This window comes from Amycolatopsis sp. N2S4-7 (assembly GCF_058119595.1).
Window position 1 is genome coordinate 8,989,561 of record NZ_CP172299.1, and the last position, 23,333, is coordinate 9,012,893.

Genomic DNA, 23,333 nt, shown 5'->3' on the forward strand with positions numbered 1-23,333 from the left:
TGGCGTGTCCGCGACGAAATCCGACGTCCCCACCCAGCGCCGGGCCAGTGTGCTGCCCCTGCTCGCGGTCGGTGTGCTGCTGGCCGCCGTGGTCGCGATCGGGCTGATCGCGCTCACCGGCGGGGCCGGGTACGTCATCGCCGGCCTGCCCGATCCGGGGCTGGTCACCAAGTACGGCATCACCGTCATGCGCGTGCTGTCCGAAGCCGCCTCGGTGATCTGCGCCGGGTCGCTGCTGCTGGCCGCGTTCCTGGTGCCGCCGCAGAAGTCCGGCACGCTCGGCCCCGAGGGCTACGGCGCCCTGCGCGCGGCCGGCGTCGCCGCCTGGGTGTGGTTCGCCGCGGCCCTGCTCTCGGTCGCCTTCACCGCCGCCGACACCGCCGGGAAGCCGTTCGGCGACGTCCTCGACCCGCAGACGCTGCTCGACCTCGTCGGTGCCATCGAGCAGCCGAAGGCCTGGCTGTGGACCGCGCTGATCGCGATCCTCGTCGCGCTCGGCTGCCGGCTCGCCCTGACCTGGGGCTGGACGGCCGTGCTGTTCTTCCTCGCCGTCGGCGGGCTCGTCCCGGTCGCGGTCACCGGGCACTCGGCCAGCGGCGGTTCGCACGACGTCGCCACCAACAGCCTGCTGTTCCACCTGGTCGCCGCGGCCCTGTGGGTCGGCGGCCTGGTCGCGCTGCTGGCGCTGGGCTACCGGCGCGGGAACCACCTGAGCCTGGCCGCGCAGCGGTTCTCGAAGCTGGCGCTGGTCTGCTGGATCGTGATGGCGCTCTCCGGCGCGGTCAACGCGCTGGTCCGGATCGGCCTGAACGACCTGTTCACCACCGACTACGGCCTGCTGGTCGTCGCCAAGGCGGTCGCGCTGGTGCTGCTCGGGGTGTTCGGCCACCAGCAGCGCCGCAAGGGCGTCGCGGACCTCGTCGACGGCAAGGGCGGCGGGCAGCTGCTGCGCCTGGCGTCGGTCGAGATCCTGATCATGTTCGTCACCATCGGCATCGCCTCCGGGCTGGCCAGGACGCCGCCACCGGCGGACGCGATCACCCAGCCGTCCACCACCGAGCTGCTGATCGGCTACAACCTCGACGGCCCGCCGACGGTCTGGCGGCTGCTCTTCGACACCCGCTTCGACCTGGTCTACGGGACCGTCGCGCTCGTCCTCGGCGGCCTTTACCTCGCCGGCGTCCGGCGGCTGCTGCGCCGCGGCGACACCTGGCCGGTGGGCCGCACCGTCGCCTGGATCGCCGGCTGCGTGGTGCTGCTGATGGCGACGTCGTCGGGCATCGGCCGCTACTCGCCCGCGATGTTCAGCGTCCACATGGGCAGCCACATGCTGCTGTCGATGGTGGCGCCGGTGCTGTTCGTGCTCGGCGGGCCGGTGACGCTCGCGCTGCGCGCCCTGCCGGTCGCGGGCCGCGACGCCCCGCCCGGGCCGCGCGAATGGCTCGTCGCCTTCGTGCACTCCCCGGTGTCGCGGTTCCTCACCCACCCCGCGGTCGCGCTGCTGCTGTTCGTCGGTTCGTTCTACGCCCTGTACTTCTCCGGCCTCTTCGACAACGCGCTGAACTACCACTGGGCGCACCTGGCGATGAACGCGCACTTCCTGCTCGCCGGGTACGTCTTCTACTGGCCGGTGATCGGCGTCGACCCGGCGCCGCGGCGGATCCCGTACCTCGGCCGGCTCGGCATGATGTTCGCCGCCATGCCGTTCCACGCGTTCTTCGGCGTGATCCTGATGAGCACGCAGACCGTGATCGGGCAGGCGTTCTACAGCCAGCTGCGCCTGCCCTGGGTCAGCGACCTGCTCACCGACCAGCGGCTCGGCGGCGGCATCGCCTGGGCGTCCGGCGAGATCCCGGTGCTGCTGGTGCTCGTCGCGCTGCTGGTGCAGTGGGCGCGCCAGGACGAGCGCGAGGCGAAGCGGCGTGACCGGCGCGAAGCCGTGACCGGCGACGAAGAGCTGAACGCCTACAACGCGATGCTGAAGAACCTCGCCGAGGGCAAGCGGGCCGACTGAGTCTCGACTTCTGGTTGAGCTTGAGCCTCCTCCGGATCCTGCGAAAAGGGGCGTTCCGGTGACGTCTGCCTGACTTTCGGTAGTCCGACGGTGACCGGCGTCGAGTCGCGATCAGGTGCGCTCTACGATCGTGGGTATGGCCGAGTTCATCTACACCATGAAGAAGGTGCGCAAGACCGTCGGGGACAAGGTCATCCTCGACGACGTCAGCACCGCGTTCTACCCCGGCGCCAAGATCGGCGTGGTGGGCCCGAACGGTGCCGGTAAGTCCACCGTTCTCAAGATCATGGCGGGGATCGAGCAGGCCAGCAACGGCGAAGCCTTCCTCCAGCCCGGCGCCTCCGTCGGCATCCTCATGCAGGAGCCGGAGCTCAACGAGGAGAAGACGGTCCGGCAGAACGTCGAGGAGGGTCTCGGCGAGGTCAAGGTCAAGCTCGACCGGTACAACGAGGTCCTCAAGCTCATGGAGACCGAGTACACCGAAGAGCTGATGGAGGAGATGGGGCAGCTCCAGGAGGAGCTGGACCACGCCGACGCCTGGGAACTCGACTCGACCGTCGAGCAGGCCATGGACGCGCTCCGCTGCCCGCCGCCGGACGAAGGCGTCTCCCACCTCTCCGGTGGTGAGCGCCGCCGGGTCGCGCTCTGCAAGCTGCTGCTGTCGGCGCCCGACCTGCTGCTGCTCGACGAGCCCACCAACCACCTGGACGCCGAGAGTGTCCTGTGGCTGGAGCAGTTCCTCTCCCGCTACGCAGGCGCCGTCCTCGCCGTCACCCACGACCGGTACTTCCTGGACAACGTGGCCGAGTGGATCATGGAGATCGACCGCGGCCGGGTTGTCGGCTACGAGGGCAACTACTCGACGTACCTGGAGAAGAAGCGCGAGCGCCTCGAGGTCCAGGGCAAGAAGGACCAGAAGCTCGCGAAGCGCCTGAAGACCGAGCTCGAGTGGGTGCGGTCCAACGCCAAGGCCCGTCAGACGAAGTCCCGGTCGCGCCTCGACCGCTACGAGGAGATGGCGGCGGAGGCGGACAAGCACCGCAAGCTCGACTTCGAAGAGATCCAGATCCCGCCGGGCCCGCGGCTGGGCAACGTCGTGGTCGAGGTCGAGAAGCTGCAGAAGGGCTTCGACGGCCGGGTCCTCATCGACGGCCTGTCGTTCGACCTGCCGCGCAACGGCATCGTCGGCGTGATCGGCCCGAACGGCGTCGGCAAGACGACGCTGTTCAAGACCATCGTCGGGCTCGAGGAGCCGGACAACGGTGTGGTCAAGATCGGCGAGACGGTCAAATTGTCCTATGTGGACCAGAACCGTGGCGGGATCGACCCGAAGAAGACCGTCTGGCAGGTCGTCTCCGACGAGCTGGACTACATCCACGTCGGCCAGACCGAAATGCCGTCGCGCGCGTACGTCAGCGCGTTCGGCTTCAAGGGCCCGGACCAGCAGAAGCCGGCGGGCGTGCTCTCCGGCGGTGAGCGCAACCGGCTCAACCTGGCGCTGACGCTCAAGCAGGGCGGGAACCTGATCCTGCTCGACGAGCCGACGAACGACCTGGACGTCGAGACGCTGGGCTCGCTGGAGAACGCCCTGGAGCAGTTCCCCGGCTGCGCCGTCGTGATTTCCCACGACCGGTGGTTCCTCGACCGGGTCGCGACGCACATCCTGGCTTGGGAAGGCACGGACGAGAACCCGGCGCAGTGGTTCTGGTTCGAGGGCAACTTCGAAGGGTACGAGAAGAACAAGGTGGAGCGGATGGGCGCCGAGGCCGCCCGCCCGCACCGTGTCACCCACCGCAAGCTGACCCGCGACTGAGGGGGCGGGTTTCCCCGTGGAAGCCAGCAAGCAGCACCGGACGGGCCCGCTCTCGCACACGGAGAGCGGGCGCTCCGCCAATGCCGGGGGAACCCTCTCCGCAGTCGGACGGCTGATCGAGCGGGCGGACGCCCTGCACCTGCGGGCGCCCGAGCTCGCCCTGGTCCTCGGCGAACGCGCGGCCGCGCTGTCGGAGGCCGCCGGCGCCGACGAGCAGTGGATCCGGGCCGAGAGCCTGGTCGTGTCGGCGCGCGTCCGGCTCGGCGAGCGGCCGGGCACGGTCGGCCGCGCCGTCGCGGCCCTGCGCGCGGCCGAGCACGCCGGCTACGGCGACATCGCCGCCCGGCTGCGCATCGACCTCGCCGTCTGCGCCCGCAGCCTGGGCGTGCCGCTGACCGGGCTCGCCGCGCTGCGGCCCGTGCTCACCGACCCCGTCGTCTCACCGGTGCACCGCGCCGCCGCGCTGTGCCACCTGGTCGGCTGCCTCGCGCAGATCGGGCGCAAGTCGGAACTGGACCGCGTGCTCGTCGAGGCGGACAAGCTCGTCCTCGGCGACGACTCCCTCGGCGCCGACACCCAGCTGCTGGTGCGGGCGCTGCTGCGCGTCGGCACGGCCGCGCACCGACGACGTCACGGCGACCTCACCGCCGCGGCCGACGCCGCCCGGACCGGGCTCGGGTTCCTGGAGAAGCTCGACAACCCGGCCGACGACGGCGGGCTCGTCCGGATCCGGCTCGTCCTGCTGCTGGTCAGCACCCTGCTCGACCGCGGCGACACCCAAATGGCGTACGAGATCGCCGAGCCGGTGCTGGCCGAACCCGTGCGGGCGGCGGGCGTCGCGCCGATGGGCTGGCTGCGGCTGGCCGTCGCGACGCGGATCCACCTGCCCGCCGGTGCCGGTGAGGCGGCGATCGAGCTCGTCCGCGAAGCCGTGGCGAGCACCGAACGGCACGGGCTGCCGGCGGTCACCGCCCGGCTGTGGCTCGAGCTGGCGCAGCTGCAGGAACGCTTCGGGCAGGCCGAGGAGGCCATCGCGTGCCTGTACCGCTCGCGGGCGGCCGAGCAGCTCCACGCGCGAGCCCGGCGGCAGGCGTGCAACGTGCTGGCCGGCGAGTTCGGCACCGGGGAGCCGGCCTCGGTCGACCTCGACGAGGTGCTGAAGGCGGTGCCGTCGCGGCCGGTCCCGGTCGTCGCGGCCGAGCCGGCGCCGGTCGAGCGGAAACCGGTCGTGCGGGAGCCCGCCGTGCCGGAGCCCGCCGTGCGGGAGGCGGCCGCGCCGGTCGCCCCTCGGCCCGAACCGGCCCCGGAACCGCGGACACCGGCGTGGTCGTTCGGCCGGGAGGAAGCAGCCGAGCCGCGGCAGCCGGCGCCCGCGTGGTCGTTCGAACGGCCGCGGGTCACGGCGGACGCGGCCGAGACGACGCTGATGCCGGCGGTGCGTGACGAACCCGCGTCCCCGGCCCGGCCCGAGCCTCGCGTGCGCCGGGAGCCGGTTGTCGTCGAACGGCGCCCGGAGCCGCCACCGGCCCGGCCGGAGCCCATCGAGGTGCGGTCGACGCGTCCCGAAGCCGCCGAGGTCCGCCTGGCGCCGGAGCGGGAACCCGCCGAGGTGCGGCCCACGGGGAAGCGCAGCCGGGAGCCGGAGTACTCGCTCGAGCCGATCGAGGTGCGGTCCGCACCGCCGGCGCGCCGCGCTGCGCCGGACCCGCAGCCGGAGCGCTCGCTCGAGCCCATCGAGGTTCGGTCCGAGCCTCCGGCGCGTCGCGCCGAGCCGGAGCAGCCGCCCGCGGCGAGCGCCGAAAGCGGTAAGACCAAGTTCTCCTGGGCCGCGCTCGCCGAATCGCGGCTGCGTGAGACGGCCGCCGAGCGGGAGTCGGCACCCACCCGCGTCACGCCGGCGTTGCCGCTGGCCCCCGAGCCCGCCGCCGAGCGGGAGCCGTGGACGCCGGAGGAGCGGCCGCGCCGCGAGGCCGCACCGTCGACCCGGCACGACGCCGAGCACGGCTCGGAGGCCGCGCGATCCGTGCTCGACCGACTCGGGATCTCCGCGTCGGGCGGTGCCGGAGGCGGCCGCCGCCGGGCGGAAGACGCCGAAACGCGTGCTGAGACCCGTGCCGAGGAGCCGTCGCGGCCCGAGCCGGAGCTCGCCCCGCCGCCGCGGCCGGAGGACGTTCCGCCGTCGGCGCCGGACTACCGCGACGAAGCCGAGCCCTGGTTGCCGCGGCTGCGGATGCCTCCGTCGCTGGAGCCGATGGAGGACTTCGGCCACTGGACGCCGGCGACGGCACCCTTCCCGGAGAGCTACGCGCGAGCCATCGCGGAGGACGAGCCGCCGCCGGACGCGGGCCTCGCCGACCTGTTGGCCCGGGCGCTGGCCGAGCACCAGGCGGGCACGGCCAGCGCGGCGGCCCTCGTCAAGCAGCTGGGTTCGCAGGACACCGGCCGCCGCAACGGTCACGGTCGCAACGGCCACGGCGCGGAGGTCTCGGACTCCCGACGCCACGGCTCGGGCGACTGACCGGAACGCCCGGATTTCACCCCTGCCGCACCCCGGTTCGTCGGCGAGACACCCCGATGCGTCGCCGAAGCGTCGTGGACCCGGAGCAGTGGGATCGGTCGCACTCCCGGGGTCGCCGACCGGCCGACACCGTTCGCCGAACGGCGTCGAACCCGGAGGAGTTCCGGTCGACTGAACCGATCATGTTGGTTCCGGGCCCGGTGAGACCCCTTGAGCGCGGCTGGTCAGCGCCGCGCACCCCTCCGGAAGACAACCCGCCAGTAGCTTGACCGATCACGGGAATCCGCTGGCCGGGAAGGGTTTTCCGGCCCCGGGCAACCTCCGGGTCTTCGTGTGATCCCCGAGCTCCGCGCATTAGTGTGGGGTGGTCCGGTTCAACGCCGAACCGCGCGGTGCCACCTCACGCATACTGGAGAGTTGCCTCAAATGAGCTCGACCGGAGTCTCGTCCCTACCCGGAACCGGAGCCGACGCCGAACCCGAATTCGGCCAGCGCTCCCCGGCCAGCCCGGAGCAGATCAGGGACGACCTGATCGACGCCGCCGCCGGCCTGGCGCCGGAGATCGGGGAGCTCATCCGGCTCTACTACCGGCACATCCCGGCCGAGGAGATCGTCGGCGACGAGCCCGTCAACCTGGTCGGCGCGGTCCGCTCGCACCTGCAGCTCGCCAAGCACCGGATGCCCGGCCGCCCGGCCGTGCGGCTGCTGAACCCGACCGTCGCCGAAGACGGCTGGGCCCGCGAAGCCACCGTCGTGCAGGTCGTCACCGACGACATGCCGTACCTGGTCGACTCGATCGCCGCCGAGTTCGCCCGTGACGGCGTGCAGGTGCAGCGGATCGTCCACCCGATCGTCGTCGTCAGCCGCGACCTGACCGGCGAGCTGCAGGAAGTCCACCCCGAGGCCGACCCGGCCGAACCGCCCGCGAACTCGGCCGCCGAGTCGTGGATGTACATCGAGATCGACTTCGTCACCGACCGCAACCGCGCCCGCGAGCTCGACAACCGGCTCTCCAGCGTGCTCGGCGACGTCCGCGAGGTCGTCGAAGACGCCGACAAGATGGCCCAGACGGCCCGCCAGCTCGCCCAGGAGCTGGAGACGGACCCGCCGCGGCTCCCGCAGGCCGAGGTGGCCGAGGGCGCCCGGCTGCTGCGCTGGCTGGCCGACGGGCACTTCACGTTCCTCGGCTACCGCCGCTACGAGCTGATCGACAACCCCCACCCGGACGCCGACGAGCCGGCCCTGCGCGCGGTCCTCGCGTCCGGGCTCGGCGTGCTGCGCCAGGACAGCCTGGCCGCCCGCGGCCTCACCGCCGGCCCGGACACCGCCGCCTCCGCGCTCGCGCCGACGCTGCTGGTGCTGACCCAGGCGAGCGCGCCCTCGACCGTGCACCGCCCGGTCTACCCCTACTACGTCGGCGTGAAGACCTTCGACGCCGAGGGCAAGGTCACCGGCGAGCACCGCTTCCTCGGCATGTTCACCACCACCGCGCTGCACGAGAACGTGCTCGACATCCCGGTGGTGTGCAAGCGGGTGCGCGAGGTCATCCACCGCGCCGGCTTCCCGATGGAGTCGTTCTCCGGGCAGCGGATGCTCGAGGTGCTGCAGAACTGGCCGCGCGCCGACCTGTTCTCCGCCGACACCGACTCGCTGTACGCGACGACAACCGGCGCGATCACCCTGTCGGACCGCCGGCGGCTGCGGCTGTTCCTGCGCCGCGACCCGTACGGCCGCTTCTACTCCTGCCTCGTCTACCTCCCGCGTGACCGCTACACGACGCGCTCGCGGCTGGCCATGCAGGAGGTCCTGCTCGAAGAGCTCGAAGGCACCCAGCTCGAATACAGCGCCCGCATCGGCGAAACCGTGCTGGCCCAGGTGCACTTCGTCGTCCACACCGACCCGGCGCGCCGGCTCGAGCCGGACACGCTCAAGATCCAGGACCGGCTGAACGACGCCGTCCGCACCTGGGACGACCGGATGGTCGAGGCGATCCTCGACGAACGCCGGGAGCGCGCCGACGGCGGCGTCGCGGTCGGGATCGTCGGCGAGGAGTCGGCGACCGAGCAGGGCCAGCGCTTCGCGATGGTGTTCCCCGAGGGCTACAAGGAGGACTTCGCCGCCGAAGAGGCACTGGCCGACCTGCGCGCGCTCGACTCGCTCACCGACGAAGGCGACCTCGCGCTGTCGTTCTACCAGCCCGCCGACGCCGGGCAGGGCGAGCGGCGCTTCAAGCTCTACCTGCGCGGCGAGGGCGTCACGCTCTCGAAGGTGCTGCCGGTCCTGCAGGCGATGGGCGTGGAGGTCGTCGACGAGCGGCCGTACGAGCTGCACCGCGAGGACGGCGGTGCGTGCTGGATCTACGACTTCGGCCTGCGCGTCGACCACAAGATGCTCGACGAGTCGGACGACGGCGCCGTCGACGAGCTGCGCGGCCGGTTCCAGGACGCGTTCGAGGCCGCGTGGCGGGGCGACGCCGAGGTCGACGGCCTCAACGGCCTCGTCCTGCGCGCCGGGCTCACCTGGCGCCAGGCCGCCGTGCTGCGCGCGTACTCGCGGTACCTGCGCCAGGCCGGCAGCGCGTTCTCGCAGGACTACATCCAGAACACGCTGCTGCACCACACGCAGGTCGCCACCAAGCTGCTGCGGCTGTTCGAGGCCCGGTTCGACCCGAAGCTGCCCGACGCCGACCGCGAGTCGGCCACCGACGCCCTCTCGGCCGAGCTGAACACGATGATCGACGAGGTCACCAGCCTCGACGAGGACCGGATCCTGCGCCGCCTGATGGCCGTCATCCGGGCCACGCTGCGCACGAACTACCACGTCACCGACGCCGACGGGAAACCGCGGCCGTACCTGGCGATCAAGCTCGACCCGGGCGGCGTGCCCGACCTGCCCGAGCCGCGCCCGCGGTTCGAGATCTTCGTGTACTCGCCCCGCGTCGAGGGCGTGCACCTGCGCTTCGGCGAGGTCGCGCGCGGTGGTCTGCGCTGGTCGGACCGGCGGGAGGACTTCCGCACCGAGATCCTCGGCCTGGTGAAGGCGCAGGCGGTGAAGAACGCGGTGATCGTGCCGGTCGGCGCGAAGGGCGGCTTCGTGGTGAAGCGCCCGCCGGCCTCGAGCGGTGACGCGAGCATCGACCGCGACGCCCAGCTGAACGAGGGCATCGCCTGCTACCGCATGTTCATCTCCGGCCTGCTCGACCTGACCGACAACCGGATCGAGGGCAAGACCAAGCCGGCGCCCGGCGTCGTCCGGCACGACGCCGACGACTCGTACCTGGTCGTCGCCGCCGACAAGGGCACCGCGAAGTTCTCCGACATCGCCAACGAAGTCTCCGCGCAGTACGGCTTCTGGCTCGGCGACGCGTTCGCGTCCGGCGGCTCGGTCGGCTACGACCACAAGGCCATGGGCATCACGGCGAAGGGTGCCTGGGAGAGCGTCAAGCGGCACTTCCGCGAGCTGGGCAAGGACACCCAGACCGAGGACTTCACCGTCGTCGGCATCGGCGACATGATGGGCGACGTCTTCGGCAACGGCATGCTGCTGAGCGAGCACATCCGGCTCGTCGCCGCGTTCAACCACATGCACGTCTTCCTCGACCCGAACCCCGATGCGGCGACGTCGTACGCCGAGCGGCGACGGCTGTTCGACCTGCCGCGCAGCTCCTGGGACGACTACGACCGGTCGCTGATCAGCGAAGGCGGCGGGATCTACCCGCGGACGGCGAAGTCGATCCCGGTCAGCCCGCAGGTCCGCGCGGCGCTCGGGCTCGACGACAGCGTCACCGCGCTGGCGCCGATGGACCTCATCCAGGCGATCCTGCTGGCGCCGGTCGAGCTGCTGTGGAACGGCGGCATCGGCACGTACGTCAAGGCCGAGACCGAGAGCCACGCCGCCGCCGGCGACAAGGCCAACGACGCGATCCGCGTCGACGGGCACCAGCTGCGGGTCAAGGTGTTCGGCGAAGGCGGCAACCTGGGCCTGACCCAGCTCGGCCGGATCGAGTTCGCCCGGCGCGGCGGCCCGGACCAGACCGGCGGCAAGATCAACACCGACGCGCTGGACAACTCGGCCGGGGTCGACTGCTCCGACCACGAGGTCAACATCAAGATCCTGCTCGACCACCTCGTCCAGACCGGCAAGCTCGAGCGCGAGCAGCGCAACGAGCTGCTGGAGGAGATGACCGACGAGGTCGGCGCGCTGGTGCTCAAGGACAACTACCGGCAGAACGCCGTCCTCGGCGTCAGCCGGGCGCACGCCGCGCCGATGGTGTCGGTGCACGCGCGCCAGGTGCAGGCGCTGGTGGCCGCGGGCGCCTTCGACCGCAAGCTCGAGGCGCTGCCGAGCAACTCCGAGTTCCGCGAGCTGGAGAAGGCGGGCAAGGGCCTCACCTCGCCGGAGCTGGCGACCCTGCTGGCCCACGTGAAGCTGGACCTCAAGGACCAGCTGCTGGCCAGTGAACTCCCCGACTCGAAGGTGTTCGCGGACCGGCTCCCCGAGTACTTCCCGAAGCCGTTGCGCGAACGGTTCGCCGGCGCGATCGGGGAGCACCCGCTGCGCCGCCAGATCATCACCACGCTCGTCGCGAACGAGGTGGTCGACGGCGGCGGCATCTCCTTCGTCTACCGGCTCATGGAGGAGATGAACGCGACCGCGACCGACGCGGTGCGCGCGTACGCCGTGGTGACGCGGGTGTTCGACCTGCCGGCCTTGTGGGCCGAGATCGACGCGCTGGACAACGTCGTGCACACCGACGTCGCCGACGCGATGGTGCTGGAGACGCGGCGGCTGCTCGACCGCGCCGCGCGCTGGTTCCTCACGAACCGGCCGCAGCCGCTGGCGCTGCTGTCGGAGATCAACCGCTTCGGCCGCGTCCTCGGCGAACTGGTGCCGAAGATCGGCGACCTGCTCCGCGGCCGCGAGGCCGAGTCGGTGCAGGCGCACGCGGACGAGCTGGTCGCCGCCAACGTGCCGGCCGGGCTCGCCCGGCGGGTCTCGCTGCTGCTGCACACCTTCGGCCTGCTCGACGTCACCGAGGTGGCCGAGCTCGCCGAGCAGCAGGTCGGCGTCGACGCCCAGCACAGCCCGGCGGAGACGGCGGAGCTGTACTACGCGCTCTCGGCGCACCTGGACATCGACGAGATGCTCACCGAGATCAGCAAGCTCGAACGCGGCAACCGCTGGCACGCGCTCGCCCGGCTTTCGCTGCGCGACGACGTCTACGGCTCGCTGCGGGCGATCACGCTGGACGCGCTGCGGCACAGCGATCCCGGCTCGTCCGGGGACGCCAAGATCGCCCAGTGGGAGAAGACCAACGCGTCCCGGCTGCAGCGGGCGCGCGTCGCGCTCGACGAGATCACCAAGTCCGGCCGGCTCGACCTGGCGATGCTGTCGGTGGCGGCCCGCCAGATCCGGAGCACGGTGCGGTGACCTACGTTGCGCAGGTCCGTCCGCGCTGGACGGACATGGACGTCTACGGCCACATCAACCACGCGAAGATGGTGACGCTGCTCGAAGAGGCGCGGATCCCGCTGCTGTTCGACAAGGCCGTCGAGGCCGGGCTGGAGCAGCTGCCGAAGGGCATCGTCGTGGTCCGGCTCGCGGTGGGGTACAAGGCGCCGATCGTGGTGTCCGGGCAGCAGCTGCGCGTCGACATCGACCTGACCGAGCTGAAGGCGGCGAGCTTCACGCTGGCCTACCGCGTCCACAACGGGCCGGCTTCGTCGGACCCCGTGGCCGTGACGGCGGAGACGGTGCTGGCGCCGTACGACACGGTCGCGCTGCGGCCGCGTAGGCTCAGCCCGGCCGAGTCGGAGTTTCTGAAGCAGGGGTTCGCGGATGCCTGAGTTGTTCGTGCCGGACGCGGCGGACCGGGAGACCCTCGGGGCGTTCGTCGCCCGCGCGGTCCGGCTGGACGGCCAGACGGCCGTCCGGCTGCGGCAGCGCGGCGACGGCGTGGTCGAGGCCTGGACGGCGACGCCGTTCGAATGCCTGGCCACCCGCGCGGTGGCCGGGGACGTCACGCCCGGCGACGTCACGGTGTCCGGCAACGAGCTGCTCGCGGCGCTGACCGTGGCGGGCGGGCCGCGGATGGACCCGGGGCCGGCCCGCGACCTGCTCTGGCACGGCGAACTGCCGCCGCCCGGCCGCTGGCAGCTGGTCGACGAGCTCCCGGCGCACGTCGTCGCGGAGCTCGCGGACCGCGGCGTGACCCTGGCCAGGGACAACGCCGGTCCGCACGGCACGCCCCCGGCGTCGCTGATGGACCAGGCGGTGCTGACCGTGACCGGCGGCTCGATGGAGGTCAAGGTCCAGATGCGGTGCCTGTTCGCGTTGTCCGGCATGGGTTTCGTGGATTCGGACGTACCGGGCGACGTCGTCCGCGTGACGGCGACCGACTCGTGGCTGCGCCTGGACGCCCGCTACGGCGCGATCCTGCGCCGCCGCCACGCGCTGCTGCCGCTGCTGTTCTGACGAAGTCCTTACGGCGGCCACCGTTCCTCGCCGGGCGGTGGCACGCTGGGGGCATGACCCCGGACGAAGACCCGACCGCGGAGTTCCTGGATTCGGTGCGCACCGACGAGGAAACGCAGTGGCGGCGGGACCGCCCGGCGGGCGAGCAGGCGCCGGAGCGGGCCGAAAGACCTGAGAGGTGGGGCCGCACGCGTGCGGCGGGCCGGGCGGCCGCCCAGGCGGCCCCGTACGTCCAGGCGGCGGCGCTGGTGGCGTGGCTGGCGAGCGGCGCGTTCGACGACGGCTCGGGCTCGGGCGACCAGAGCGGCTAGACCAGCCAGGCGGCCGAGTCGGCCGGGAGCTTCCCCGCCACCAGCGGGCTGCTCGACAGCAGCACCTCACCCGGCGGCAGCTGGATCGGGCTCGCCGACGTGTTCAACGCGCACACCAGCCCGCCACCCTTGCGGCGGAACGCGAAACACCCCGCCGGGGCGCCGTACCACTCCAGTTCGTCGCCGCCGAAGGCCGGATGGGTCTTCCGGAGCTCGATCGCGGCCCGGTACAGCGACAGCGTCGAGTCCGCGTCCTCGATCTGCTTCTCCACCGTCGACCCGGCCCACTCCGCGGGCATCGGCAGCCAGGTGCGCGGGTTGCGCGAGAAGCCGAACGGCGGCAGGTCGCCCTCCCACGGCAGCGGCACCCGGGCGACGTCCCGCCCGAACTCCGGTCCGCTGGCCTTCGCCCGCGGGTCGGCCATGTCCGAAGGCGCCAGCTCGACGTTCGCCAAGCCCAGCTCTTCGCCGTTGTACAGGTACACCGCGCCCGGGAGCGCCAGCTCGACCAGCGCCATCGCCCGCGCGCGGCGCACCCCGGCGGAACCGCCGCCGTAGCGGCTGACCTGCCGCCAGACGTCGTGGTTGCCCAGGGTCCACGTCGCCGGCGCGCCCGTGCGGGCCGGCACCGTCAGGGACCGCTCGATGGCCGTGCGCATGGCGTCGGCGTCGAAGTGGGTCAGCACCAGCCGGAAGTTGAACGCCAGGTGCAGCTCGTCCGGCCGGAGGTAGCGCGAAAGCCGTTCCTCGTCGGTCACCCAGATCTCGCCGACCGCCATCGCGTCCGGGAACTCGTCGAGCACCTTGCGGATCATCTGGTGGATCTCGTGGACGCCGTCGTGGTCCCAGCGCGGGTCGTAGTAGTGGCTCGGCCCCAGCGGGTCCGCGCGCGGGTCCATGTCCGGCAGGCCGGGCGGCTTGGCCATGCCGTGCGCGACGTCGATGCGGAAGCCGTCGACGCCGCGTTCGAGCCAGAACCGCAGCGTCCGCTCCAGGTCGGCGGCGACCTCGGGGTTGGTCCAGTTCAGGTCCGGCTGCTGCGGCGCGAACAGGTGCAGGTACCACTGGCCGTCCGGTACCCGGGTCCAGGCCGGGCCGCCGAACGCGCTCACCCAGTTGTTCGGCGGGTCCTCGCCGCGCGGGCCGACGCCGTCGCGGAAGATGTAGCGGTCGCGCTCGGGGCTGCCCGGCGCGGCCGCCATCGCCGACTTGAACCAGGCGTGCTGGTTGCTGGTGTGGTTCGGGACGACGTCCACGGTGACCTTGATGCCGCGCTTGTGCGCCTCGGTCAGCAGCACGTCGAAGTCGCCGAGGGTGCCGAACATCGGGTCGACGTCGCGCGGGTCGGCGATGTCGTAGCCGTGGTCGGCCATGGGGGAGCGGTAGAACGGCGTCAGCCACAGCGCGTCGACGCCCAGCAGCTCCAGGTACCCGAGCCGGGAGTGGATGCCCTCCAGGTCGCCGATCCCGTCGCCGTCCGAATCGGCGAACGAGCGGACGTAGACCTGGTAGAAGACGGCGTCCCGCCACCAGCCCCCGTCCGCCTTCCCGGCCGGACCGGCCCCGGGCGCCGGTCTCATCAGACGAAGCTGTTCATCATGCTGTGCGCGGCCATCTCCAGGTACGCCCACAGCTGCTGCCGGTACGGCTCGTCGAGGTTCTCCTCGTCGACCGCGATCCGGATGCAGCGCAGCCACGCGTCCCGCTCGATCGGCCCGATCTTGAACGGCGCGTGCCGCATCCGCAGCCGGGGGTGCCCGCGCTGGTCGGAGTAGGTGTGCGGGCCGCCCCAGTACTGCATCAGGAACAGCCGGAAGCGCTCCTCGGCCGGGCCGAGGTCCTCCTCGGGGTAGAGGGGGCGGAGGATCTCGTCGCGCGCGACCTCCTCGTAGAACCGCCCGACGATCCGGCGGAACGTCGGTTCGCCACCGATCGCTTCGTAGAGGTTCGCCGGTTCGCTCACTGCAGACACGCCTTCCATTTTGCCCTTCCGGTCCGGGTTCCCGACGCCCGGTCCCGTCCCTGCCGGAAGGTCGCGAACCCGTTTCCCAGCGTAACGGCGCTACTTCTCGATCGCCGGGGCCACGGTGGGGAACAGCCGGCCGAGCGGGGGCTCGAACCCGGCCTCTTCCAGCGCCGCCAGCAGCTGCGCCCGCAGGGCCCGCTGCACGGCCCACTGCTTGCCCGGTCGCACCTTCACGGTCAGGCGCAGCTGGATGCCCTCGGGTGTGACGCTTTCCACACCGAGCATCTCCGGCGGCTCGAGGATGTTGTCCTTGAGCAGGTCGCTCTCGGTGGCCGTGGCGGCGGCGGCCGCCAGCACCGAGGACGCGCGTTCGACGTCGGCCGAGTAGCCGAGCGGGACGTCGACGACCGCGACCGCGAAGCCCTGGCTCGAGTTGCCGACCCGCAGCACCTCGCCGTTGCGCACGTACCAGACCGTGCCCTTGAGGTCGCGCAGCGTGGTGATCCGCAGGCCGACGGCCTCGACGGTGCCGGTCGCTTCGCCGATGTCCACGACGTCGCCGACGCCGTACTGGTCCTCGATCATCATGAAGATGCCCGAGAGGAAGTCGCGGACGAGGTTCTGCGCGCCGAACCCGATGGCGACGCCGATGATGCCGGCCGAGGCGATGATCGGGCCCAGGTTGATGCCGAGTTCGCCCAGCACGAGGATGAACGCGAGGCCGTAGATCAGGAACGTCGCCATCGACTTCAGCACCGAGCCGATGGTCTTGGCGCGCTGGCGGCGGCGTTCGATGACGGCCGAGCCGAGCACCTCGGGGGCGCGCTCGCGCAGGGGCCGCAGCAGGGCCGGGATCTTGCCGTTCGACTTCGGGAGCGTCGTGACGCGGTTGATCAGGCGCCGCACGAGCAGCCGCACGAGGAACGCGATCACGATGATCAGCAGGATCTTCAGCGGCTTGGTCAGCAGCCAGTTCGCCGAGCCGGCCAGCCACTCGTTGTTCGTCACCTTGAACACCTGGTAACAGAAGGTGCTGGGGTCGTTGACGCACGGCGGCTTGTCGACGGGGAGGAAAGGGGACACGGGGGTTCGATCATCCTTCCGATCAGGTCGGTCACCCCAACTTCAAGTGGATGTTGGGTCGCGCGGATGTGACACGTCTTGTAACACACGTGCGCTGGGGGCCTGTTCTGTGGTCGACTATGCCTACGCCCCTGGAGGTGGTCGAGTGCCAGACCGACAACCCAGCCCCCGCGGCGTCTCCGGCCAAGCCACGGCCGATGAGACGCCAGAGGTGGTTCTGCGTGCCTTTCCGGGGGGTTCCGCATCCGGCGGAACCGTTCCGGCGGGGCCGGGGACCCGCCCAGGGGGAGTGACCCGCCCGCCCGGACAGCGTAGTAGAGGCCGGGATCCGGCCGCCCCGGCCTGGGGCCGGCGCCGGGTGCTCCTGCTCAACGCCACTTTCGAGCCGCTGACCGCGTTGCCATTGCGGCGCGCGGTCGTGCTCGTCATGTGCGGCAAGGCCGAAGTGGTGCACGGTGACCCCGGCGGGATCGAGCTGCACGCGGCGACGGTGTCGCTGCCGGTGCCCTCGGTGATCCGCCTCAGCACGTACGTGCGGGTGCCCTACCGGGCGAAGGTGCCGCTCACCCGCGCCGGGCTGATGCACCGCGACCGGTACCGCTGCGCCTACTGCGGAGGGCGGGCCGAGACGATCGACCACGTCATCCCCCGCAGCCGCGGTGGCCCCCACGCCTGGACCAACTGCGTCGCCTGCTGCGCCAAGTGCAACCACCGCAAGGCGGACCGGCTGCTCTCGGAGATCGGCTGGCGGCTCCGCGTCGTCCCGCGGGCCCCCCACGGCCCGCACTGGCGGCTGCTCGCGCACTCCAAGGAGGCCGACCCGCTCTGGCGGCCGTATCTCGGCTCCGCCGCCTGAGGCTTTCGCGGGGCAGGCGGAGCCCGGACAAGCCGGCGCCCCGGCTGCCTTGCGGCGGCCGGGGCGAGCCGGGTGCTTGCACGGTGTTCTGTTGAACGTGCTCAGGTCGTGCGCGGTGCTCGGTGGTGCGTGCGGTCCTGGTCGAACAGTGTCGGCGGAGCTCAGGCGGCGAGCGCGTAGTCGCTCTGGCAGGTGACGCGGGTGCCCATGGTGACGCGTGTGCCGCGAGTGACCCGCGTGCCGCAGGTGACGCGGGTGCCGGTCGTCACTCGCGTGCCCATCGTGCCCCGCGTGCCCCGGGTGACCCGGGTGCCTCGCGTGACCCGCGTCCCGGCCGTCACCCGGGTGCCCATCGTGACGCGCGTTCCCGCCGTCACCCGTGTACCGCGAGTGACACGTGTACCCCGGGTAACCCTTGTGCCCGCCGTCACACGCGTCCCGGGCACGAATTCGATGTCGCTCGGTGACGAGAAGGTCTCGGTGATCGCCTGTGCGGGGGTGTCGACGCTGTTCATGGCAAGGCCTCCTGGGACCGGTGCGTTACCTGCTGGAGCTGGGGAGCGGGGCGCAAGGCCCGTACAGGTGAAAAAGCTACGAGGATTTCAAGGCTGCGACAAGACGACAGCGGCGGGTGCGGCCGCCTGTACGTTGAGTTGCAACCTTTCGGCCCGACGGTCTTCGCCCCAACGTTCCAGTGCCCGCGAGCCAAGCGGCGGACGGCGGTCGGCTTACGACGAACGGTCGAGTGCGGCGCGCGCGGTGGCCGCAAAGGTCATCCGATACGCTCAGCGCCGTGAACGTTGTCGAGACGATCGTGGTCTTCGCCGTGATCCCGCTGGCCATCTACGGCCTCGCCGGGCTGCTGACGCTCCGGCGCAGGTCCGGCGGTGCCCCGCGGCACCGGTCCGGCCAGGCCTGGGACTACCCGGCCATGTGGTGGAGCGCCAACCCCGAGGGGGTCGGCGAGGGGCACCGGCACGCCGGCGCCGAGAACAGTGCGCCCGAGGGCGCCCCGACCGCAGCGGGAGGCGCTCGTGGCAACTGGTGAGCTGACGAAGCGCGTCGACGAGTCCGAACTGGGCTACGGCGAAGGCCTCACGTCCAGCGGCCGCGTGTCGGCCGCGAAGATGTACGAGCCTGCCGCGCCGGCGGGCCCCTTCACGACCCGCCAGCTGGCCCGCCTGGACGAGGCGCTGACGTTCGCGAGCCGGGAGACCGGCCTGGACTTCAGCCTGTACCTCGGCGAGCTGGGCTCGGAAAGCCGGGTGGCGGCGGAGAAGCTGCACGCGTCGACGGCGAACCCCTCGAACTCGGTCCTGATCGCGGTCTCGCCCGGCGAGCGCACGATCGAGATCGTCACGGGCAAGGCCGCGCACCTGCGCCTGCCGGACCGCGGCGCCAAGCTGGCGGTGGCCAGCATGGTGGCGTCCTTCAAGGAGGGCGACCTGGTGCGCGGGCTGGTCAACGGCCTGGTGAACGCGCTGCGCATGCTGTCCGACCAGGCGGGCCCGGCGCCCCGCTGACCTGAAGCAAGACGAAGGGCCCCGCACCGGCTTGGTGCGGGGCCCTTCGTCGTTCGCCGGCTCAGGCCTGCGCGTCGAAGTCCCGGGCCGCCAGGGCCCGGACGATCCCCGCCCGGCCTTCCGAAACCAGCCGTCGCAAGGCCTGGGGGTGGTCGCCGGCCAGCCAGCCGTCCGACGCCGTCACCGTCTCCGGGTCCACCGCCCAGGACGGGTACAGCCCGATCGCGATCGGCTGCGCCCGCTCGCTCGAGCGCCGCTGCCACACCTCGTCGATCACCTCGAAGTACCGCGCGACGTACGAGCCCAGCAGCGCCTTCTGACCCGGGTGCGAGAAGCCCGAGATGAGCGAGTCGCTGACCGCGTTGGGCAGCTCGTCGTCGTACACCGCGCGCTGCCACGCGTCGGCCTTGGCCTCCGCCGTCGGGCGCAGCGCCCGCGCGCGTTCCGCCTGGCGGCGGCCCGTTGCCGTGTTGTCGCGGGTCAGCTCGGCGTCGATCTCCCCGGCGCCGGCCTTGCCGTGCGCCACCAGCGCGTGCAGCAGCCGCCAGCGCAGGTCCGTGTCCACCGTGAGCCCGGCAAGGGGCGCCGAGCCGTCCAGCCAGCCGGCGACCACCTCCAGGGTCGAGGAGTCCAGCACCGACCCGGCCAGCGAGTTCACGAACGCCAGCTGGTGGTCCGAGCCCGGCTCGGCGCCGCGGACCAGCTCCAGCAGCCGCCCGGTGAACGCCGGCCAGCCCGTCGACGCCGCCCAGTTCTGCTCCGCGTAGGAGTTCAGCGCGGTCTGGGCCTGCAGCAGCAGCCGCTGGACGACGCCGACCTCGCTCTCGGTGTGGATGCCGCGCTGCACCAGCGTGACGAAGTCGCGGGCCTTCAGCTCGGCCTCGCGGGTCATCTCCCACGCCGCCGACCAGCACAGCGTCCGGGGCAGCGGCTCGGTGATGTCGGCGATGCGGTCGATCAGCGTCGTCAGCGACGCCGGGTCGAGCCGCATCGTGCAGTAGGTCAGGTCGTCGTCGTTGACCAGCACGAGCTTGCCGGCGGGCTGCCCGACCAGGGCGGGCACCTCGGTGCGCTCGCCGTCGACGTCCAGCTCGACGCGGTGCTTCCGGACGATCTTGCCGCCGTCCTCGTCGTACACGCCGACCGCGACGCGGTGGGTGCGCAGCTCACCGGCGCCCGGCTTCGCGCCGGACTGCACGACGGCGAACGACGTGAACTTCCCGTCCGCGCCGATCTCGTAGCGCGGGCTCAGCGAGTTCAGCCCGGTGGTCTCCAGCCACTGCGCGCTCCACCACGACAGGTCGCGCCCGGACGCCTCCTCCAGCGCGCCCAGCAGGTCGGCCAGCGTCGCGTTGCCCCAGGCGTGCTTGCCGAAGTACACCTTCAGGCCGTCGAGGAAGTGGTCCAACCCGACGTAGGCGACGAGCTGCTTGAGCACGCTCGCGCCCTTGGCGTAGGTGATGCCGTCGAAGTTCACCTCGACCGCGTGCAGGTCGACGATGTCGGCCGCGATCGGGTGCGTCGAGGGCAGCTGGTCCTGGCGGTAGGCCCACGACTTCTCGATGTTCGCGAAGCTGGTCCACGCGTTCTTGTACTCGGTCGCCTCGGCCTGCGCCAGGACGCTCGCGAAGGTCGCGAACGACTCGTTCAGCCACAGGTCGTCCCACCAGCGCATGGTGACCAGGTCGCCGAACCACATGTGCGCCATCTCGTGCAGCAGCGTCTCGGCGCGCCGCTCGTAGGCGTAGCGGGTGACGCGGCTGCGGAAGACGTAGTCCTCGAGGAACGTCACGGCGCCGGCGTTCTCCATCGCGCCCGCGTTGAACTCCGGCACGAACAGCTGGTCGTACTTGGAGAACGGGTAGGCCGTGCCGAACTTCTCGTGGTAGAAGGCGAAGCCCTGCTTCGTCTCGGTGAACAGCCGGTCGGCGTCCATGTGCTCGGCCAGCGACGCGCGGCAGTAGATGCCGAGCGGGATGGTCTTGTGGGCGTCGGAGTACTCGTCACGCCACTCGGCGTACGGCCCGGCGATCAGCGCGACCAGGTAGGTCGAGAGCCGTTCGGACTCCTTGAACACCGTGCGGACGGCGCCTTCCGGCGTCTCCTCGCTGGATTCGGCCATCGTGTTCGAGATGACCTTCCAGTCCTTCGGCGCGATCACGGTGAGCCGGTAGACCGACTTGAGGTCGGGTTGGTCGAAGCAGGCGAACATCCGCTTGGCGTCCGCCGTCTCGAACTGCGTGTACAGGTAGACGCCGTCGTCGACCGGGTCGACGAACCGGTGCAGGCCTTCGCCGGTGTTCATGTACCGGCAGTCGGCGGTCACGGTGAGCTCGTTCGCCTCGGCCAGGCCGGTCAGCGCGATGCCCTTGTCCTCCACGTAGCCGCTGACGTCGACGTCCGCGCCGTTGAGGGTGGCGGAGCGGACGCGGTCGGCGACGATGTCGACCCAGCTCGGCTCGCCGGCCCGGGCGCTGGAGAACCGGACGGTGGTCTTCGACGCGAAGGTCTTCTCCCCGGGACCGCCGTGGCCGTCGGTCAGGTCGAGCTCGATGTCGTAGGCGGTGACATCGAGCAGGTCCGCGCGCAGCTTGGCTTGGTCGCGGGTCAGGTTGGGGGCGGGCACAGGCACCTCTGGTCGTGGGATCGGTTTTCAACTCCCCGCATCCAATCATGGCGACGGGGTGGGGGGCGACGGGGAACAAGCCCGTGTTCGCCGGTGTTGGCCCGCAGTGTGGGGGTCCGCCCACAGTCAGCCGTGACCCGACTTCGCACAGGAGCACCCCGATGACCGCTGCCGAGCAGCCCACGAAGGTCGACTTCTACTTCGACCCGATCTGCCCGTTCGCGTGGATCACCTCCCGCTGGATCCTGGAGGTGGAGAAGCACCGCAACCTGGACCTGCACTTCCGGATCATGAGCCTGTCGGTGCTCAACGAAGGCCGGGACGAGCTGCCCGAGCAGTACAAGGAACTGCTGGCGAAGGGCTGGGGCCCGGTGCGGGTGGCCGTGGCGTTGTCGCAGCTCAAGGGCGAAGAGGTGCTGCGCGAGTACTACACCGAGTTCGGCACGCGCTACCACAACCAGGGCAACAAGGACTACGACGTGGTCGTCAAGGAGGCGCTGGCCGCGATCGGCGCGCCCGCCGAGCTGGCCGAAGCCGCGTACTCGACCGAGTACGACGAGGCGCTGAAGAAGAGCCACCACGAGGGCATGGACCCGGTCGGCCAGGACGTCGGCACCCCGACGATCCACATCGACGGCGTCGCGTTCTTCGGTCCGGTGCTGAGCTCCATCCCCCGCGGCGAAGACGCCCTGAAGGTGTTCGACGGCGCCGTCGCGCTGGCGAGCTACCCGGACTTCTTCGAACTCAAGCGCACCCGTTCGGGCGAACTGAACTTCGACTGAGCCGCTTTCAGGGGGTCGCGAGGGCGGCCAGGGTGACGTCGCTGGGGTAGCGGGACGCGGCCACGGCGGCCACCTCGGTCGTCTCGCCGCGGCCCAGGCCCGCCTTGAGCGTGATCAGCTCGTGCAGGCCGTCGCGGTGGTAGCGCACGAAGTCCGCGTCGACCGGGTCGCCGTGGCCGGGGACGACGACGCGGGGTTCCAGCGCGAGGATCGCGTCGAACGTGTCCGGCCAGGCGGTCAGGTCGGTCTCGTCGCTGAACGAGAACGCGCTGAACCCCGCCTCGGCGTGCTCGACGACGTCGCCGGCGAAGACGACCGCCGCGTCCGGGACGTGCACCACCACGTCGTGGTCGGTGTGCGCGCGGCCCGGGTGGAGCAGGACCGCCGTGCGGCCGCCCAGGTCCAGCTCGACGCGGCCGGTGAAGGTGTGGTCCGGCGCCGCGATGGTCGTGCGCGAAATCGCGTCGGCGATCTCCGGCCTGCCCTCCTTGCGGTAGTGGGCCACCCACTTGGCCTTGGCGGCCCCGGCGTCCGCGCTCAGCTCGGCCGCGCAGCGCTCGTGCGCCCAGATCTCGCAGGGCAGGAACGCCTCGGTGCCCCAGGCGTGGTCGAAGTGCGCGTGCGTGTAGACGACCGCCCACGGCAGCGGCGTGATCTCCCGGACCGCGGCGGCCAGCTCGGCGCCCTGCTCGAGGTCGCCGCGCGTGTCGACGACCAGGCACCGCTCGGCGCCGACGACCAGCCCGACGGTCAGGTCCAGCTCCGCGTAGCGGCGGGCGTGGACGCCGTCGGCGACCTCGATCCAGCGGTCGGTCATGCCAGTACTCCTTCGCTCAGGACGGGAGCGGTCCCGCTCACGTCGGATTCGATCAGCTCGCGCCCCGGTACGCAGCCTGCCAGAGCCACGCAGCCTGCCCGAGCCGCGACGTCAACGGACCGTGCCGCGAGCGCCGCCTCGGTGAACAGCTCGTGCCCGGCGATCGCCCCGGCGGCCAGCTGGTCCTCGACGCCACGAGCGTGTGCTCGCCGGTCGCTGCGGCGGCGTCGCCCAGGGTCGCGCCGTTGGGCAGCGCGAGCAGCGGCCCGGAGGGATTTCCGTCACAGAAGACGCTGCCGGACGGTTGCCCGGCCGCCCTCGCCGCCGCGTTCGTCGCGCCACCGGAGCGGCAGCACGCGGCCGCCGCGGCCGACCACGAGGTCCGTGGTCGTGCTGAAGGAGAGCACGTCGACGATGACCAGCACACCACATTCGCGGCCGAGCGCGGCCACGCCTTCGGCGCCCCAATCGAACCGGACGTCGTGGCCGGTTTGCTCCCAGATGCCCACCCCCGGAGCATGCCCGAAACGGAGCGTGGTGGCAGACTCCC

General features: G+C 71.7%; 18 protein-coding genes. 11 read left to right on the forward strand and 7 right to left on the reverse strand.

Annotation, left to right across the window (positions count from 1 at the left end):
- Positions 1-4: 4 nt before the first annotated feature.
- From ACH54P_RS42295 to ACH54P_RS42325, 7 genes are all read left to right on the forward strand, one after another.
- A complete protein-coding gene (locus tag ACH54P_RS42295) occupies positions 5-2,014 on the forward strand; it encodes a bifunctional copper resistance protein CopD/cytochrome c oxidase assembly protein (RefSeq protein ID WP_489908919.1) in 2,010 nt (669 codons plus the stop codon).
- Positions 2,015-2,150: 136 nt separating this feature from the next.
- Positions 2,151-3,827 carry an energy-dependent translational throttle protein EttA gene (gene ettA / locus ACH54P_RS42300; protein ID WP_489908920.1) on the forward strand — a complete coding sequence of 559 codons (1,677 nt, stop codon included), beginning with the start codon at positions 2,151-2,153 and terminating at the stop codon, positions 3,825-3,827.
- A gap of 16 nt (positions 3,828-3,843) precedes the next feature.
- Positions 3,844-6,345 (forward strand): hypothetical protein, encoded by a 2,502-nt coding sequence (locus ACH54P_RS42305; protein WP_489908921.1) that lies wholly within the window; start codon positions 3,844-3,846, stop codon positions 6,343-6,345.
- Positions 6,346-6,771: 426 nt separating this feature from the next.
- On the forward strand, positions 6,772-11,775 hold the full coding sequence (locus ACH54P_RS42310; protein ID WP_489908922.1) for an NAD-glutamate dehydrogenase: 5,004 nt from the start codon (positions 6,772-6,774) through the stop codon (positions 11,773-11,775).
- The gene (locus ACH54P_RS42315) at positions 11,772-12,191 is read left to right on the forward strand and encodes an acyl-CoA thioesterase (protein WP_489908923.1); all 420 of its coding nucleotides are present in this window, start codon (positions 11,772-11,774) and stop codon (positions 12,189-12,191) included. Before ACH54P_RS42310 ends, ACH54P_RS42315 begins: the two co-directional genes overlap by 4 nt.
- A complete protein-coding gene (locus ACH54P_RS42320) occupies positions 12,184-12,819 on the forward strand; it encodes a DUF8010 domain-containing protein (protein WP_489908924.1) in 636 nt (211 codons plus the stop codon). The genes ACH54P_RS42315 and ACH54P_RS42320 overlap by 8 nt, the downstream gene beginning before the upstream one ends.
- Positions 12,820-12,872: 53 nt before the next feature.
- On the forward strand, positions 12,873-13,130 hold the full coding sequence (locus ACH54P_RS42325; protein WP_489908925.1) for a hypothetical protein: 258 nt from the start codon (positions 12,873-12,875) through the stop codon (positions 13,128-13,130).
- Here the strand turns inward: ACH54P_RS42325 and ACH54P_RS42330 are convergent.
- The 3 genes from ACH54P_RS42330 to ACH54P_RS42340 all read right to left on the reverse strand — a co-directional run bounded on the left by ACH54P_RS42330 (position 13,127) and on the right by ACH54P_RS42340 (position 16,179).
- On the reverse strand, positions 13,127-14,710 hold the full coding sequence (locus tag ACH54P_RS42330) for a glycoside hydrolase family 13 protein (protein ID WP_489908926.1): 1,584 nt from the start codon (positions 14,708-14,710) through the stop codon (positions 13,127-13,129). The genes ACH54P_RS42325 and ACH54P_RS42330 overlap by 4 nt on opposite strands.
- Positions 14,710-15,093, reverse strand: coding sequence for a globin (locus ACH54P_RS42335; protein ID WP_489916950.1), 384 nt, complete (start codon positions 15,091-15,093; stop codon positions 14,710-14,712). The genes ACH54P_RS42330 and ACH54P_RS42335 overlap by 1 nt, the downstream gene beginning before the upstream one ends.
- Positions 15,094-15,192: 99 nt before the next feature.
- The gene (locus ACH54P_RS42340) at positions 15,193-16,179 is read right to left on the reverse strand and encodes a mechanosensitive ion channel family protein (protein WP_489908927.1); all 987 of its coding nucleotides are present in this window, start codon (positions 16,177-16,179) and stop codon (positions 15,193-15,195) included.
- A 358-nt stretch (positions 16,180-16,537) separates the two neighbouring features.
- Between ACH54P_RS42340 and ACH54P_RS42345 the strand changes: the two genes are divergently transcribed.
- Entirely contained in the window at positions 16,538-17,035 is a 498-nt protein-coding gene (locus ACH54P_RS42345; protein WP_489908928.1) for an HNH endonuclease, read from the forward strand.
- Positions 17,036-17,196: 161 nt separating this feature from the next.
- On the opposite strand, the gene ACH54P_RS42350 is transcribed toward ACH54P_RS42345, so the two are convergent.
- A complete protein-coding gene (locus ACH54P_RS42350) occupies positions 17,197-17,412 on the reverse strand; it encodes a hypothetical protein (protein ID WP_489908929.1) in 216 nt (71 codons plus the stop codon).
- Between the two features lie 416 nt (positions 17,413-17,828).
- Between ACH54P_RS42350 and ctaJ the strand changes: the two genes are divergently transcribed.
- Positions 17,829-18,083, forward strand: coding sequence for an aa3-type cytochrome oxidase subunit CtaJ (gene ctaJ, locus ACH54P_RS42355; protein WP_395926708.1), 255 nt, complete (start codon positions 17,829-17,831; stop codon positions 18,081-18,083).
- Entirely contained in the window at positions 18,070-18,558 is a 489-nt protein-coding gene (locus ACH54P_RS42360) for a DUF5130 family protein (RefSeq protein ID WP_489908930.1), read from the forward strand. Before ctaJ ends, ACH54P_RS42360 begins: the two co-directional genes overlap by 14 nt.
- A gap of 61 nt (positions 18,559-18,619) precedes the next feature.
- On the opposite strand, the gene pepN is transcribed toward ACH54P_RS42360, so the two are convergent.
- Entirely contained in the window at positions 18,620-21,184 is a 2,565-nt protein-coding gene (gene pepN, locus ACH54P_RS42365; RefSeq protein ID WP_489908931.1) for an aminopeptidase N, read from the reverse strand.
- 161 nt (positions 21,185-21,345) lie between these two features.
- Here pepN and ACH54P_RS42370 point away from each other — a divergent pair, with 161 nt between their 5' ends.
- Entirely contained in the window at positions 21,346-21,966 is a 621-nt protein-coding gene (locus tag ACH54P_RS42370) for a mycothiol-dependent nitroreductase Rv2466c family protein (protein WP_489908932.1), read from the forward strand.
- A 7-nt stretch (positions 21,967-21,973) separates the two neighbouring features.
- Here ACH54P_RS42370 and ACH54P_RS42375 read toward each other — a convergent pair whose 3' ends face one another.
- Both ACH54P_RS42375 and ACH54P_RS42380 read right to left on the reverse strand, forming a co-directional pair.
- Complete coding sequence (locus ACH54P_RS42375; protein WP_489908933.1) at positions 21,974-22,783, reverse strand: MBL fold metallo-hydrolase; 810 nt, start codon at positions 22,781-22,783, stop codon at positions 21,974-21,976.
- A gap of 281 nt (positions 22,784-23,064) precedes the next feature.
- A complete protein-coding gene (locus ACH54P_RS42380) occupies positions 23,065-23,292 on the reverse strand; it encodes a hypothetical protein (RefSeq protein ID WP_489908934.1) in 228 nt (75 codons plus the stop codon).
- Between the last annotated feature and the right edge of the window lie 41 nt (positions 23,293-23,333).